This is a genomic window from Aliidongia sp. (assembly GCF_035943795.1).
Taxonomy (GTDB): domain Bacteria; phylum Pseudomonadota; class Alphaproteobacteria; order ATCC43930; family CGMCC-115725; genus Aliidongia.
The window spans coordinates 1-14,549 of record NZ_DASZBY010000048.1 but is presented as its reverse complement, the minus strand read 5'-3'; the positions used below and the strand labels follow the sequence as shown (position 1 = coordinate 14,549).

The window sequence follows — 14,549 nt, the reverse complement described above, 5'->3', positions numbered from 1 at the left end:
CTAACGATTCCGAAATCATTTCCCGATAGATTGGCGTTGCGTCATGGCGACAATTTCCATGAATTGACCGGGCGTCAGAGCCGGCACTCGTTGGGCGGGAACGCACTGAGCACATTGTCGGGAGTGGGTTCATGCGGTTTTCGGACTGGCGCATTTCGCTCAAGGTCGGGGCGGGTTTCGGCATCGTCATCCTGTTGTTGATCGTCGTCGTGCTGACCGCATGGCTGGCGTTCCGCGCGGCCGACGGCAACTTCGGGCAATATGCCGCTCTCGCCGAGACCAACAATCGCCTGCAGTCGGTCCAGGACAGTGTCGCGGTCGCCCGGCTCGAGGTCGTGAAATACCTGGCGGGCGACGTGAAGACGCCGGACCAGGCCAACAAGGCGATCGACGACGCGGCCCAACGCACGGGCGACGCCCAGGGCCAGATCGCCGATGCGACCATCAAGGGCGCGCTGGGCGAGGTCGGCGACAAGATCGGCGTGTTCAAGGGCAAGTTCGCCCAGCTGTCGAAGCTGCTCGACCAGAAGCGCTCGCTGCTGCGCGACCAGTTCGATCCGCTCGACGAGACGATCGACCAGGCGTTCGGCGATTTCGTCGAGACGCTGGCCAATGCCGGCAAGATCGACATCGCGATCTATCTGAACAACGAGGTCGCGCGCCAGGCGTCGGCGGCGCGGACCAATGCGCTCCGCTATTTCCGCGACGACGACCCGGCCTTCAAGATCAAGGCCGAGGAGGCGCTGACCAAGGTCATCGACGCGGTCAGCCAGATGCGCATCCGGGTGCCCGACGCGGAATATCGCAAGAGCGTCATCACCGTGATCAAGAGCACGGACCAGCTGGCCAATACCTTCCACGACGCGATTTCGGCCTACGAGCAGGCGCGCAAGATCGAATCGACCGATCTGGCGGATGCCGGCAACGAGATGCTGCAGTCGATCGCGAGCATGGTCGAACGCACGGTCGAGGCGCAGCGCAGCCTAGGCCTGGACGCTCGCGCCAGCGTCGGCCGCGCCGGCCGTTCGGTCCTGCTGATGTCGTTCGGCGCGGTGGCGCTGGCGGCGCTGCTCGCCCTGCTGATCAGCCGGGCGATCGCCCGGCCGGTCGTCGGTCTCAGTCAGGTCATGCAGGCGCTGGCCGGCGGCGACCGGTCGATCACCGTACCGGCGCTGGATCGCGCCGACGAGGTCGGGCAGATGGCCCGGACGGTCGAGGTGTTCAAGCAGACCGCTATCGAGGCCGACGCGCTGGGCGTTGCCCAGGCCGCGTCCCAGGCACGGCGCGACAAGCGCATGCAGTCGATGGACCGGCTGACCAACAGTTTCCAGACCGACGTGGCCGGCATCATCCACGATCTGGGCGCCGCGTCGCAAAGCCTGCGCGGCACGTCCTCGGCGGTCTCGGCCGCCGCGGAAGAGACCGGGCGCCAGGCCGAGGCCGTCGCCGGCGCGTCCGACGAGGCCTCGTCCAACGTCGATGCCGTGGCAGCCGCGACCGAGCAACTGGTGGCCTCGATCTCGACGGTGGCCGAGCAGGTCGGCCGCTCGGCCGAAATCGCGCGCAAGGCATCGGAGATGACCGGCCGCACCGACGTCACCGTGCGCGAGCTGGCGGAGGCGGCGGAACGGATCGAGGCGGTCGTGCTGCTGATCAACGACATCGCCAGCCAGACAAATCTGCTCGCTTTGAACGCGACGATCGAGGCTGCGCGGGCAGGCGAGGCGGGCAAGGGCTTCGCCGTGGTGGCGTCGGAAGTGAAGTCGCTCGCCAACCAGACCGCCCAGGCGACCGAGGATATCCGCAACCAGATCGCCTCCATGCAGTCGGTCACCGGCCGCACTGTGAGCGCCATCCGCGAGATCGGCGGCACGGTCGGCGAGATGACCGGCATCGCGAACGAGGTCGCCAATGCCATGGCCGAGCAGCGCCAGGCGACGGCCGAGATCGCCAGGAACGTCAACCTGGCCGCGGCCGGCACCAAGGAAGTCTCGCGCAACATCGGCGGCGTATCGGAAGCGACCTTGTCGACGGCGGAGGCTGCAAGCCACGTACTCGAAGCCGCCGATGGGCTTGGTCGTCAGGAAGGGGCGCTGCGTGCCACCGTCGACGGCTTTTTGGAGCAGGTGCGGCAGGCCTGACGGCCTAGCCGCGCTTTACGCCGAAACAATGTTCCACCCCCGGAAAGCGCCGCGCGCGCACGTCCTCGGCATAGGCCGCGACTGCCTGGTCGACAGCCGGCGCCAGCTCGGCATAGCGCTTGACGAACCGGGGCGTGAAATCGCCGAACAGGCCCAGGAGATCGTCGCTCACCAGCACCTGGCCGTCGCAGGCCGGCGAGGCGCCGATACCGATGGTGGGAACCTTCAGACTTTCGGTGATGGCGCGGGCGACCGGTTCGACCGTGCCTTCGATGACCAGCGCGAAGGCGCCGGCGTCGCTGATCGCGCGGGCATCCGCCATGACCTTGGCTGCCTGCGCCTCGTCCTTGCCCTGGGCACGGAAGCCGCCGGCGGTATTGACCGACTGGGGCATCAGGCCGACATGGCCGCAGACCGGAATGCCGCGCTCGGCCAGGAATTTCACGGTCGGCGCCATTTCGACGCCGCCCTCGAGCTTGACCGCGCCGCAGCCGGTCTCGGCCATCACGCGGGCGGCATTGCGGAACGCCTGTTCCGGCGAGGCCTGGTAGCTGGCGAACGGCAGGTCGACCAGGACCAGCGCGCGGGCGGCACCCCGCACCACGGCGGCGCCATGGGCGATCATCATGTCGAGCGTCACGGCGAGCGTGCTCGGCAGGCCATACAGCACCATGCCCAGCGAATCGCCGACCAGCAGCGCATCGACATGGGGATCCATCAGCTTGGCGAACGGCGTCGTATAGGCGGTCAGCCAGACGCTGGGCGTGCCGCCCTTGATGATATCGCGGACCGTTCGGCGGGGCACTGTAGTGTGGGCGCTCATCGGAACCTCATCTCCTCCGGTCGGAATGCGCGCATTATCAGGCCAACGCGCGTTGCCGCAAGCGTTTCGCCGGCACGCCGGGCGGGTGGCATGTCATGAGCACGGCGCCTTCCCTGGTCGAACAGGCCGTCGGCCATATGAACGCGCGGCGCTATGCCGAAGCCGCGACGTTGTTGCTGGCGGCAGTCAATGCCACGCCGACCGATGACGAGGCTTGGCGGGGGCTGGCGCTCGCGCTGGCGCTTCAAGGGCGGCTGGGCGATCTCATCGGGCTGGCCGACTACCGCGAACGCCGGCGCGGCGACGGGTTCCTGTTCTGCCATGAAGCGCTGGGCGTGCTCATGACCTATCGCCTGCATGGTCATCTGAAGGCACTGGACGACGGCCTGCCCGAGGCGAGCGCCTACAAGCCGTCCTCGTCATACCAGGCGGCCTGCGTCGATCTGCTGGAAGGGTCCGAGGATGCGGCCTTCGCCCGGCTCGACCTTTTCAAGCGGCTGGTCGCGGCCCGGGCCGGCAGCCTGCCGATCGGCGCCGACAGCCATTTCAACATTGCCTATCGCCAGGGCACGTTGATCGAGGATGCCGATTTCGTCGCCGGGCTGGCCGAGCCCGCGGCACTCGTCCGGCGGTTGCCCGAGGTCGTCCAGGATTGCGATGTCGGTGCGGGCGCGCGGCCCTACGTTCTCGCGACCGCGTGCGACCGGAATTATTTCGAGCGCTTCGGCCCCGGCTTCGTGACGAGTGCCGCCGCCCACATGCCAGGGGCGACCCTGCATTTGCATGTGATGGAGGCGGACGAGGCGAGCCGCGATCTATTCCGGCGCCTGGCGGCCGGGGCACCGGATTTGACGCTCAATCTGACGACCGAGGCGGCAAGCCCATTCAAGAGCGGCGCCTATTACGCCTCGGCGCGTTTTCTCCAAGGGCCGGCGCTGCTGCGGCGCTACGACCGCCCGCTGGTCCTGCTCGATGCCGACGTCGAATTCCTGCAGCCGCTCGACGCGCTGGCCGATGCCGCGGCGGGGCTGGACTTCGCCTGCTTTCGCCATGACGGTGCGGGACCGTGCTCGCGCTATCCGGCGGTGCTCGGTATCTTCCGGCCGACGACCGGCGGGTCGGACCTGCTTGAACGGATCCGGCTGTTCGTGCTGGCGAAGCTCGAGATCGAATGGCCGTTCAACTGGATGCTCGACCAGGCAGCGCTCGGCTCGGTCATCCACTGGGCACGCAAGACCCGCAGCAGGCCGGGCGTGGGCCTGTTCAACGAATTGGTCGGCACAGATTTTCAACCGTGGTTGCGATCGGTCGGCGGCGATGAGAAGGCTGCGCTGATACGGGCGGCGAGCGGGCAATAAAAGCCGGGGAAACCAGGTTTCGAACGCAGTCCCGCCCGGCGGGACACGAGGGAGAGTGGGAATGGGCTTATTCGCGCGGGTGCTTCGGGTCAAATGGACGATCGAGCGCAAGTTCGGGGCTGCCTTCACGGCGGCAATCCTGGTGGGTTTCCTCGTCATGATCGGGCTGCAGGCGAGCGATCAGCGCGCCAGCTTGGTCGATCTGGCGGTGTCGGACCTCACCGCCAAGACGACGCAGTTGGGCAACGCGATGCGGATCGGCTTCATGGGCCATGACGGCTCGTCGATCGAGACCGAGTACAAGCCGATCGCCGACGCGCCCGATACCCAGCTTGCGAGCCTCGCCTCGTTCAACGACGACGGCACGCTGCTGTTGAAGTTCGAAAGCCAGAAGCTGACGCCGGTCGATCTCACGCAGGTCCTCAAGGACGCGCCCGACGTGCTCGCCAAGGGCACGCCGCTGGTCAAGGAGACGCCGACCCATCTGATCGTCGCGGTGCCGGTGATGAGCCTGCGCGGCACCAAGGTGATCGGCGCACTGGCGATCGCCTGGAGCCTCGACGCCCAGAATGCGGCAGTGTCCAAGGCGCTGCGCAATCAGACGGTGGTGGCGCTCGTCGTGATGCTGGCGCTGCTGGGCATCCTGGCCTTCCTGCTGCGCCGGATGGTCGTCGGCCCGCTGCTGGGCATCACCGACGTCATGCGGCGCCTGGCCGAGGGCGAAACCGGCATCCAGATCCCGGCTGCCAACCGCAAGGATGAGATCGGCGCCATGGCGGCCTCGGTCATCGTGTTCCGCGACACGGCCGCCGACGTCGCCCGGATCGAGACGGAGCGGGAGGAGCAGAAGCGGTTGGCCGAGGAAAACCGGCGACACGCCCTGCTGCAACTGGCCGGCCGGCTGGAAAGCAGCGTCAAGACCATCGCGGATTCGGTCGCCGGTGCGGCGAACCAGGTCGAGCGCAATGCCCGGTCCATGGCCGAGGCGGCCGAGACGGCGACCGGCCAGACGTCGGCGGTCGCGGCCGCGTCGGAAGAGACGTCGGTCAGCATCCAGACGGTCGCGGCGGCCGCTGAGGAACTGACCGCATCCATCGGTGAGCTCGGTCGCCAGGCGGCAGGGTCGGCGAGCGTCGCCGAAGGGGCGGTGCAGGAGGCCGGCGCCACCTCGACAAAGGTCGAGCATCTGGAGGCGGCGGCCGGGCGCATCGGCGAGGTCGTCAAGCTGATCAGCGACATTGCGGCCCAGACCAACCTGCTGGCGCTGAACGCGACGATCGAGGCGGCTCGCGCCGGCGACGCCGGCAAGGGCTTCGCCGTCGTCGCATCGGAGGTCAAGAGCCTGGCGGCCCAGACCGGGCGCGCGACCGAGGAGATCACCACTCAGGTGACGGCGATCCGGACCGCGACCCAGGAAGTCGTCTCGGCAATCCACGGCATCGAGTCGACGATCGCCAAGATCAGCGAGATCGCCGGGGCCATGACCATGTCGATCGATCAGCAGGGCCAGGCGACGCAGGAGATCGCGCGCAACGTGCAGCAGGCGGCGACCGGGGCGGGCGAGGTCTCGGAAAACATCATCGGCGTCACGCGTATCGCCGGCGAAACGGGGCGGAGCGCCAGCAGCATCCTGGGTGCTGCCGGCGATCTGGTGCGCCAGTCCGACCTGCTGACCCAGAGCCTGAACGAGTTCCTGGCGGCGGCGCGCGCGTCCTGACGGACGGGCCGCCCCCGGGCGGTTGTCGTTGCAAATCGGTGCGGTACGGCGCAAAAGTTGCGGACATCAAGGGGATTCGGAGCCCTCATCCGTGACGTCGTCCCATCCGCACTTTCCGCCGGTGTCCGTTTCCGGCGAACTTCTGGCGACCCGGCCGCGGACCGCACGCCAGATGGTGCTGGCCGGCGCGCTTGCCCTGCTGCTGATGGCGTTCGCGGCCGGCGTGCTGCCGATCGCCGACCAGAGATGGCCGACCGCGCCGGGTTTCCTGGTCATCGGGCAGACCCTGTCGGCGCTCGTCTATCTGCTGACCGCCCATCTGCTGGTCCGGCATTTCCTGGCGAGCCGCACCCTGTCGCTGCTGTGGATCGCCGCCGGCACGCTCTATGCCGCGGCCATCCAGCTGCTGCAGCTCTGGTCGATGCCGGACCTGCTCATTTCGAACCTGTCGCCGGACCGTGCGCTGTTGGTTGCGGCCTGGTGCTGGCTGCTGTGGCACGGCGGCCTGCCGATCGCCGCGATCGGCTTTGCCTGGTCGGACCGGTCGGCGCCGCGGGCGCCATGTGCGACCAACCAGACCCGGATCCTGGTCTGGGGCATGCGCGCGACCATCGCCGCCCTGGTCGCGATCTCGACGGTGCTGATCATGACGGCCCCTTGGGTCAGCCCGGCGATCGTCCGGGGTGGCGACTATCGTGCCGCCGTCGGCGCCGGTGTCGGCCCGTTCCTCGCGATCGAAAGTCTCGTCACCCTGGTCCTGCTCTGGCGCTGGACCCGAGTCAGAACCAGCCTGCAGCTGTTCTTCGGCCTGTCGATCCTGGCGCTGATGCTCGACGATCTGCTGACTTTGGCGGGCGGGATTCGCGGCACGCTCGGCTGGCACGCCGGGCGGCTCGAAGCGTTGGCCGCCGCAGGTTGCCTGCTGGGCCTATGCCTGGGCGAGGTCGGCCGACTCTACCAGCGTGTCGCACAGGCGACCGAAGGCATGATGATCGCCGAATGGGCGTTCGAAACCGAGGTCGCCCGGCGCATCCGACCGATCTCCCAGACGCTGGTCGAGGCGGAGCGGTTGCGCGACGTGCTCGCAGCCGAGGCGACGTCGCGCGCAGACGCGCTGATCGAGCGGACGGCCGAGCGCGACGAGTTGCTGTGCATGCTGGATCGGCAGGCGATCGAACTTGAAGCGCTGCGCACCAAGGCCGAGGTGGCGGGGGTCGCCAAGACCCAGTTCCTGTCGACCATGAGCCACGAATTGCGCACGCCGCTCACCGGCATCATCGGGTTTTCGGATCTGCTGCTGAAGACCGAGCTCAGCCCGTCGGACCAGCGCCGGTTCCTGGAATTGCAGCGGGAAGCGGCCCAGGCGCTGCTGGCCGTGCTGGGCGACGTGCTCGACTATGCCAATGCCGAGGCCGGCCGGCTCGATCTCGAAATTGCGCCGTTCGCCCCGCGTGCGTTGGTCGACGCGGCGGCGGCGGTGGTCCGCCACGGCGTTCAAGCCAAAGGCCTGGAATTCAGGATCGCCGTGGCGCCGACCGTGCCGGCGGGCCTGGCCGGCGACGCGACCCGCATCCGCCAGGTGCTGCTCAATCTGCTGGCCAACGCCGTCAAGTTCACCCCGACGGGCTCGATCGAATTGCGGATCGATTACCAGGCCCGGGGCGACGGGCCGCAACTGCTCTGCCTGCAGGTGATCGATACTGGCATCGGCGTCGCCGCCGACAAGCTCGACCGGCTGTTCCAGCAATTCAGCCAAGTCGACGGCACGAACACGCGGCGCTATGGCGGCTCGGGCCTGGGGCTCGCGATCTGCCGCAAGCTGGTCGACTTGATGGGCGGCACACTGGGCGTCGAGAGCGAGGAGGGCCGGGGCAGCCTGTTCTGGGTCGAACTGCCGCTCGCCGTCGCAGCACCCCCGCAGGTCGTCGACCCGAACGCCGCGCGCCCGCCGCGCCGCATCCTGCTGGCCGAGGATGTCGTGGCCAACCAGATCCTGGTGGCGGCGATCCTGGAGGCGAGCGGGCATCTGGTCGACGTGGTCGACGATGGTGTCGCCGCGGTGACGGCGCTCAGGCGGACCGCCTACGACCTGGTGCTGATGGACGTCCAGATGCCGGTGATGAACGGCATCGACGCGACCCGCGCGATCCGCGACGACGAAGGGGCGGCGCGCCATACGCCGATCGTGGCGCTGACCGCGAATGCGTCGGCCGAGGATGCGGCACGCTGCCTTGCGGCCGGCATGGACGCCTATGTCGCCAAGCCGATCGACGAGCCGCACCTGCTGGCGACAATCGACCGGCTGACCGCGTCCGAGAGCGAGGGGCCGGTGCGACCGCCGGTCGCCGTGCTCGACGAACGGACGCTCGACGGATTGATCGGCCGCATCGGCCTCGTCAAGGCGACCGAGCTGGTCGGCGTGTTCCGCCGCAGCGTCGAGACCGAAATCGCGGCCCTCGGCCTCGCCCGTGCCGATGCGACGGCTGCCCGCGGCCACGGCAAGGCGCTGGCCGGCCTCGCCGGCAACCTCGGCTGTGCCGAGTTGGAACGCGCTGCCCGGCGCCTCGGCACTTTGCGCGACAAGGCGGACGGCGACGAACTGGATCAGCATCTGGCCGTGCTGACCGAAGCCGCGCGACGGGCACTCGCAGCCCTGGCGGACCGGTTCCCGGTCGATGCCAGCGTCCGCGTCGTCCCGCTACCGACACGGCGGTAGGATCCGCGGTTGCTCATTTGCCCTCATTCCGCGGAGACGCTCGGGGGTGTCCATATTTCCCCAAGCTTCAAATGGCTGAGATGAATTCCGCCAAGCCCGGCCATGATGAGGAAAGATGCGGATTGCCGAACGCCTCGGCATAGCCCTGTTTCTGCAGCTGGAATCCGCATCGTCGATGCTGCGCGACACGTCGGCGCGGGGATGCGCTTGGCGGGATCTCGCTGGCGGCGGGGTATCACGAATGTTCCGCCAATCGTTTGCGGCGATAAAGCGGCATCCGGAGACCCGGTCGTCGGTGTCGGAAACGATCGTCGGTACCGCCCGAATTTGCGGATCGGCCTCCGTCGGCCCTATGATCGTCGGCAGATCGCAACGGAGAGAACTCGGTGGAAATCGGCAAGATGGCGATCGCCGCTGCGGCGATGATCGAGGCGGGCGACGTCGAGGCGGCCCAGGCGCAGATCGTCGACCGGTTGCGCGAGCGGCCGGAGGATCCGGCGCTGTGGGCGGAGGCGGGCTATTTCCTGCAGCAGATCGGCAACGATGCCGAAGCGGCGGGTTGCCTGGAACAGGCCTGGGCACTGGGTGGCCGCGATATCCGCATTCCCTATTACCTGGGCATCGCGAGCCGGTCGCTGGGCGTGCCGGCCGAGGCCGAGGCGCATTTCCGTCAGGCGCTCGCCCTCGACGATCGCTACGGCGACGCCTGGCATCATCTGGGCCTGACCCTCGCCCATCAGGGCCGGTTCGTCGATGCCATCGCCGCGTTCGAGGCGGCCGAGACGCGGCTCGACGATGGCACCGGCCTGGGCGATCGGATCTGGCGGACCCGCTTCCTCGCCGGCGACTGGGACGAAGCCTGGCGCCTGTGCGAGGCAAGCCTGCCGGACGATCTGGACGTGCGCTGGCGCCAGATGCACGGCACCGGGCACCGGCGCTGGCGCGGCGAACCCTTGGCCGGCCAGGAGATCGTGCTGTTCAGCCATGGCGGCAACGGCGATACCATCCACTACTTCCGCTATCTCGATCGGGTGCTGGCCGCCGGGCCGGACCAGATCACGCTGATCGTCCAGCCGGCGCTGGTCTCGCTCGTGCGTGCGGCACCGATCCTGGCCCAAACCGGGTCGACCCGGATCCGGGTGATGACCACCGAGGATTCGCTTGAAGACCGGCCGGGCTATTTCCTGTGGGTCGAGGGCCTGGCCATGCTTTATCGGGCGCGGCCTGGCGCCGAACCGCCCCAGCAGCCCTATCTGGCAGCCCCCCCGGATCGCGCGGCCTTCTGGAAGGGCCAATTCGGCATGGGCGCCGGCACCAAAGTCGGGCTCGTCTGGCGCGGCTCGACCGGCATGCCCGAGGACCGCTGGCGCTCGATCCCGCTCGACCAGTTCCTGCCGCTCTTCGGCGTGCCCGGCTGTCGCTGGTTCGCGCTGCAACAGGGGCCGCTCGACGACCAGGAAACGGCGATCCTGGCGCGGGCCGGCGTGACCGACCTGTCGGCGGCGCTCACCGACTTCGCCGAGACCGCTGCGATCATCGCCAACCTGGACCTGGTCATCACCATCGACAGCGCGCCGGCCCATCTGGGCGGCGCGCTCGGCCAGCCGACCTGGATGCTGAACCGCGCCACGTCCGAATGGCGCTGGGGTTGGAAGCAGGACCGGACCTTCTGGTACCCGACGATGCGGATCTTCAACCAGGACCGCCTGGGCGACTGGGCGCCGGTCATCACTGCCGTGCGCGGCGCCCTCGTCGGCCGCTGAGCCTTAGCCGTTGCGGAAGGTATAGCCGTAGCCGTTGATCGCCGGCACGCCGCCCAGATGGGCGTAGAGCACCCTCGAGCCGGCGGGGAAGAAGCCCTTGCGCACGAGGTCGATCATGCCCTGCATCGATTTCCCCTCGTACACCGGGTCGGTCATCATGCCCTCCAGCCGGGCCGAAAGACGGATCGCCTCGACGGTTTCCTTGGATGGCACGCCATAGACCGGGTAAGCGTAATCCTCGTTGAGCACGACATCGTCGGCTGTGATGTCCCGGCCACCAACCAGGGCCGAGGTCTTCTGCGCGATGTCGAGCACCTGGGCCTTGGTCTGGGCGGGCGTGCAGGAGGCATCGATGCCGATGACGCGGCGTTGCCGGCCGTCCTGGGCGAAACCCACGACCATGCCGGCGTGGGTCGAGCCCGTCACGGTGCAGACGACGACATAGTCGAACGCGAAACCCAGTGCGGCCTCCTGGGCACGCACCTCTTCGGCGAAACCGACGTAGCCGAGGCCACCGTACTTATGGACCGACGCGCCGGCCGGGATGGCATAGGGCTTGCCGCCCTTGGCCTTGACGTCTTCGAGTGCCGCCTCCCAGCTGGCGCGGATGCCGATGTCGAAGCCCTCGTCGACCAGTTGCACGTCTGCGCCCATGACGCGCGACAGCAGGATGTTGCCGACCCGGTCGTAGACCGCGTCCTCGTGCGGGACCCAGCTCTCCTGCACCAGCCGGCACTTCATGCCGATCTTGGCCGCCGTGGCGGCGACCATGCGCGTGTGGTTCGACTGCACGCCGCCGATCGACACTAGCGTGTCGGCACCGCTCGCGATGGCGTCGGGCACGATATATTCCAGCTTGCGCAGCTTATTGCCGCCGAACGCGAGGCCGGAATTGCAATCCTCGCGCTTGGCATAGATCTCGACGCCGCCGCCCAGATGGGCCGAGAGCCGCGGCAGCTTCTCGATCGGAGTCGGGCCGAAGGTCAGGGGATAACGGTCGAATTTGCGGAGCATGGCGGGCCTTTCGCTCTAGCGGTGAGGTGGGCGAAGGATAAGCCATGCGGAATGAAAGGTGCTCTCGAGTTTCGGCCTGATTTTCAGAGATGAACCGTATATATTTGCCATATACGGATACTCTTGTCGAAAATGAGAGAATAAATGAGAGACTCTTCCGTCGCTTCCCAACTCGACCGGATCGACCTGAAGATTCTCCGCCTGCTGCAAGCTGATGGCGGTATGGGCAATGCCGAGATCGCCAAGCGGGTGAACACCAGTGCGGCGACGTGCCATCGTCGCACCCAGCGCCTGTTCGCCGAGGGCTATGTCAGCGGCATCCGCGCGCAGGTCGTGCCACAGCGGGTCGACAAGGGCGCGCTGGTCATCGTCGGCGTGGTGCTCGACCGCTCGACGCCGGAAAGCTTCGCCGCATTCGAGGCGGCGGTGCGCGGGCTGGCGATCGTGCTCGACTGCCATCTCGTCGCCGGCGATTTCGACTATTTCCTCAAGATCCGGGTGCGCGACATGGCCGACTTCAATCGCCTGCACGGCGATACCTTGATCGGGCTGCCCGGCGTGCGTCAGACCCGGACCTTCTTCGTCATGAAGGAAGTGATCGACAATGCACCGCTCGAATTCTGAGGCGCGTCAGTCGGGCTGACCGGTCAGGTCGCCCGGCGGCGGCAATGCGATCGCCTTGGGCAGTTTGCCGGCGGGCGGCGCGGTTTCCGGCGCTGCTGCGGGAACCTGGGCGCGCATCTGGGCGGCGGCCTGGTCGGACAGCGCCTGGCGCTGGCTGGGCTTCATCGCCTTCAACTCATCGTCGAACCGCGACCAGAAGGCCCTGCGTTCGCCGGCGTCCCACGAGCGGGTTTCCTCGCGCAGCGCCATGCGCTGCTGCGGCGTCATGGCGATCCATTCGGCGACGCTCGGCGGTTGCCGGGGCGCCGCGACCGCCGGGCCGGCCAGGAGCAGGCCTGCCAGAAGGATGTTACGGTATCGGATCATGGCCCTCGTCTAGCGCCGAAGCCGCGGAATGACGAGTGTCATCACACGGGTTTCCGGCTCTTCTCATAGGGCAGCGGCTGCCATTGCGGATCGGGCGCGTCCCGGCCGAAGGCGATGATGTCCGTGGTCGGGCGGCCATAGAGGAAGCCCTGCGCGTAATTCGCGCCGATCTTGCTGGCCAACGCCACGTGGTCGGCATTCTCGACCTGCTCGACGATGATCTCGCTGCCATGAGCGAGCGCCATCTGCACCACGGTCTGCAACGTCTGCAATTCGCGCGGGTCGTTCAGCGCGGCACGCAGGAACGGGCCGTCGATCTTGACGAAATCGGCCGGCAGCGCGCGCAGGGTTTCGAGTGAGGTCGAGCCGGCGCCCAGATCGTCGATGCAGATGCGATGCCCGCGCGCCTGCAGCGCCCGCAGGATCGCGGCCATGGCCGGATAGTCGGTGACGCTGGCGGTCTCCGTCACCTCGATCAGCAGGCGCGGTGCCTGGGCCGGATGGGCGGCGGCCACGCTGTCGAAGCGCGCGCGGAACAGCGCACTCTGCAGCGACTGGGCCGACAGGTTGATGGCGATCATCGGCTGCCAGCCGCCTTTCTCGTGGCTGGCCATGGTCGACAGCACTTCCTCGGCGAGGATCAGGTCATAATCCTGGATGAGCCCGGTTTCCTCGGCAAAGCGGATCCAGGGGCCGATCGAGGCGACGCCGGAGATGCGCGACAAGGCCTCGAAATGATGGGTGCGCCCATCCTTCAGGCGTACGACCGACTGGTAGACGACCTCGATCTGGCGCTGCGCCATCACGCCGCGCGCGGCAGCGACCTGCTTCACCGTTTCGGCCAGCAGGGCGGACGCGCCGTCCTTGAGCGACCGGACGTTGAAGTCGCCGGAGCGCGCATCGGTGAAGCGGCGGATCGAATAGGCGAGCGCCCGGGCCGAATCCGCCTCGTCCAGGCCGCCTGCATCGAACGACAGGTCGAACACCCGGATCGGCGAGGGCAGGGCGGCGCGTTCCAGGATGCTCGAAAGGCCGGCGATGACCTCCGCTTCGCTGACGCCGCGCGCCCGGACCAGTCCGAACTTGCCGGGCGCCAGCGGGCTCGCCAGGTCGCCGCCGGCCGATACCGAGCGCAGGTACGCCATCAGTTGCGGCACGACCTTGGCCAGCGCGGCAGGCCCGCGCTCCTCGGCCAGCCGCTGCAGGCCGTTCAGCATCAGGAAGGTCATACCCTCCTCGATCTGGGCCTCGGCCGCGACGGCCAGGCGGTGCGACGCAGCGGCCGTAAAGCGCTCGGCCGCGGTCTGGCCCGCGATCTCGGGCGCGCGGGTCAACATGCTGGCCAGGATCAGCCCCAGGTGCAACACCGGCTCGCCGCTGATCGTGCGCCGCCCGCCCAGCATGAATTCGACGTCCTTGCCCGAGATCGCGTGCAGATGCACGCGGGTCAGGCCGATCGAGCCGGTCGCGACCAGGCGCTCGACGAGGTGACCCAGGAATTCCTGGTCCTCGGCCGCGACCAGACCATCGAGCGCTTGGCCGATCAGCTTTTCGGCTGGCCCATCGACCAGCCCGCACGACGCGCCGGCGGCGAACAGGACCCGGCCCGAGAGGTCGATTTCGAGCAGAAGGTGGGCCGTCGCGAAGGCGAAACCCACGAAACGATCGCGTTCCTGCTTCAGCAAGTGCGGCATGCCGCGATCCCGTCTTCTGCGCACGACCGAGAACCCCGGCCGAATGGCGCCGGATGAGGGAAAACGTGACACACCCCGGCGACCGTGAGAAGGGTCGTCGTCCGCGCTTCTCGACCCTGGGTCGTGAAATCCCGGCGGATTCCGCTCGCTTCAGGCCATCAGTCCGGTCGTGCGGATGCGGCGCTTCAGTTCGGCGACGCCGGCGGCCAGGCGTTCGGCCTCGTTCTCGATGCCGCCGAACATCAGCCAGAATTCGATCCGGGTCTCGTCGGTGATGCCTGCCAGCGCTTCCAATTGTCCCAGCGTCGAGGCTTGGCCGATCGCCGGGTCGAA

At 68.0% G+C, this 14,549-nt stretch carries 11 protein-coding genes; 6 read left to right on the top strand and 5 right to left on the bottom strand.

The genetic code is table 11. The features are described from left to right. Window positions 1–131: 131 nt before the first annotated feature. Window positions 132–2,141, top strand: a complete 2,010-nt coding sequence (locus tag VGV37_RS07995) for a HAMP domain-containing methyl-accepting chemotaxis protein (RefSeq protein WP_326879122.1) — start codon at window positions 132–134, stop codon at window positions 2,139–2,141. 4 nt (window positions 2,142–2,145) lie between these two features. Here VGV37_RS07995 and panB read toward each other — a convergent pair whose 3' ends face one another. Further along, on the bottom strand, window positions 2,146–2,964 hold the full coding sequence (panB, locus tag VGV37_RS07990) for a 3-methyl-2-oxobutanoate hydroxymethyltransferase (RefSeq protein ID WP_326879121.1): 819 nt from the start codon (window positions 2,962–2,964) through the stop codon (window positions 2,146–2,148). A gap of 95 nt (window positions 2,965–3,059) precedes the next feature. Here panB and VGV37_RS07985 point away from each other — a divergent pair, with 95 nt between their 5' ends. From VGV37_RS07985 to VGV37_RS07970, 4 genes are all read left to right on the top strand, one after another. Beyond that, complete coding sequence (locus VGV37_RS07985; RefSeq protein WP_326879120.1) at window positions 3,060–4,322, top strand: hypothetical protein; 1,263 nt, start codon at window positions 3,060–3,062, stop codon at window positions 4,320–4,322. Window positions 4,323–4,383: 61 nt separating this feature from the next. Beyond that, window positions 4,384–6,039 carry a HAMP domain-containing methyl-accepting chemotaxis protein gene (locus tag VGV37_RS07980; RefSeq protein ID WP_326879119.1) on the top strand — a complete coding sequence of 552 codons (1,656 nt, stop codon included), beginning with the start codon at window positions 4,384–4,386 and terminating at the stop codon, window positions 6,037–6,039. A gap of 91 nt (window positions 6,040–6,130) precedes the next feature. Then, window positions 6,131–8,755 (top strand): ATP-binding protein, encoded by a 2,625-nt coding sequence (locus VGV37_RS07975; RefSeq protein ID WP_326879118.1) that lies wholly within the window; start codon window positions 6,131–6,133, stop codon window positions 8,753–8,755. Window positions 8,756–9,141: 386 nt separating this feature from the next. Further along, window positions 9,142–10,518, top strand: coding sequence for a tetratricopeptide repeat-containing glycosyltransferase family protein (locus VGV37_RS07970; RefSeq protein ID WP_326879117.1), 1,377 nt, complete (start codon window positions 9,142–9,144; stop codon window positions 10,516–10,518). 3 nt (window positions 10,519–10,521) lie between these two features. Here VGV37_RS07970 and VGV37_RS07965 read toward each other — a convergent pair whose 3' ends face one another. Continuing rightward, the gene (locus VGV37_RS07965) at window positions 10,522–11,532 is read right to left on the bottom strand and encodes a 1-aminocyclopropane-1-carboxylate deaminase (RefSeq protein ID WP_326879116.1); all 1,011 of its coding nucleotides are present in this window, start codon (window positions 11,530–11,532) and stop codon (window positions 10,522–10,524) included. A 144-nt stretch (window positions 11,533–11,676) separates the two neighbouring features. Between VGV37_RS07965 and VGV37_RS07960 the strand changes: the two genes are divergently transcribed. Continuing rightward, window positions 11,677–12,156, top strand: coding sequence for an Lrp/AsnC ligand binding domain-containing protein (locus VGV37_RS07960; protein WP_326879115.1), 480 nt, complete (start codon window positions 11,677–11,679; stop codon window positions 12,154–12,156). A gap of 6 nt (window positions 12,157–12,162) precedes the next feature. Here the strand turns inward: VGV37_RS07960 and VGV37_RS07955 are convergent, their stop codons facing one another. The 3 genes from VGV37_RS07955 to VGV37_RS07945 all read right to left on the bottom strand — a co-directional run. Then, window positions 12,163–12,522 (bottom strand): hypothetical protein, encoded by a 360-nt coding sequence (locus VGV37_RS07955; RefSeq protein ID WP_326879114.1) that lies wholly within the window; start codon window positions 12,520–12,522, stop codon window positions 12,163–12,165. 41 nt (window positions 12,523–12,563) lie between these two features. Next, window positions 12,564–14,216 carry an EAL domain-containing protein gene (locus VGV37_RS07950; protein WP_326879113.1) on the bottom strand — a complete coding sequence of 551 codons (1,653 nt, stop codon included), beginning with the start codon at window positions 14,214–14,216 and terminating at the stop codon, window positions 12,564–12,566. A 150-nt stretch (window positions 14,217–14,366) separates the two neighbouring features. Further along, the coding region (locus VGV37_RS07945; protein WP_326879112.1) for a hypothetical protein at window positions 14,367–14,549 on the bottom strand (183 nt) is incomplete at its 5' end.

What these genes read in the sequence shown, in the direction of transcription:
- VGV37_RS07985 (WP_326879120.1), top strand. Translation starts at nt 3,060, where the DNA reads ATGAGCACGGCGCCTTCCCTGGTCGAACAGGCCGTCGGCCATATGAAC.
- VGV37_RS07980 (WP_326879119.1), top strand. Translation starts at nt 4,384, where the DNA reads ATGGGCTTATTCGCGCGGGTGCTTCGGGTCAAATGGACGATCGAGCGC.
- VGV37_RS07955 (WP_326879114.1), bottom strand. Translation starts at nt 12,522, where the DNA reads ATGATCCGATACCGTAACATCCTTCTGGCAGGCCTGCTCCTGGCCGGC.
- VGV37_RS07960 (WP_326879115.1), top strand. Translation starts at nt 11,677, where the DNA reads ATGAGAGACTCTTCCGTCGCTTCCCAACTCGACCGGATCGACCTGAAG.
- VGV37_RS07950 (WP_326879113.1), bottom strand. Translation starts at nt 14,216, where the DNA reads ATGCCGCACTTGCTGAAGCAGGAACGCGATCGTTTCGTGGGTTTCGCC.
- VGV37_RS07995 (WP_326879122.1), top strand. Translation starts at nt 132, where the DNA reads ATGCGGTTTTCGGACTGGCGCATTTCGCTCAAGGTCGGGGCGGGTTTC.
- panB (WP_326879121.1), bottom strand. Translation starts at nt 2,964, where the DNA reads ATGAGCGCCCACACTACAGTGCCCCGCCGAACGGTCCGCGATATCATC.
- VGV37_RS07965 (WP_326879116.1), bottom strand. Translation starts at nt 11,532, where the DNA reads ATGCTCCGCAAATTCGACCGTTATCCCCTGACCTTCGGCCCGACTCCG.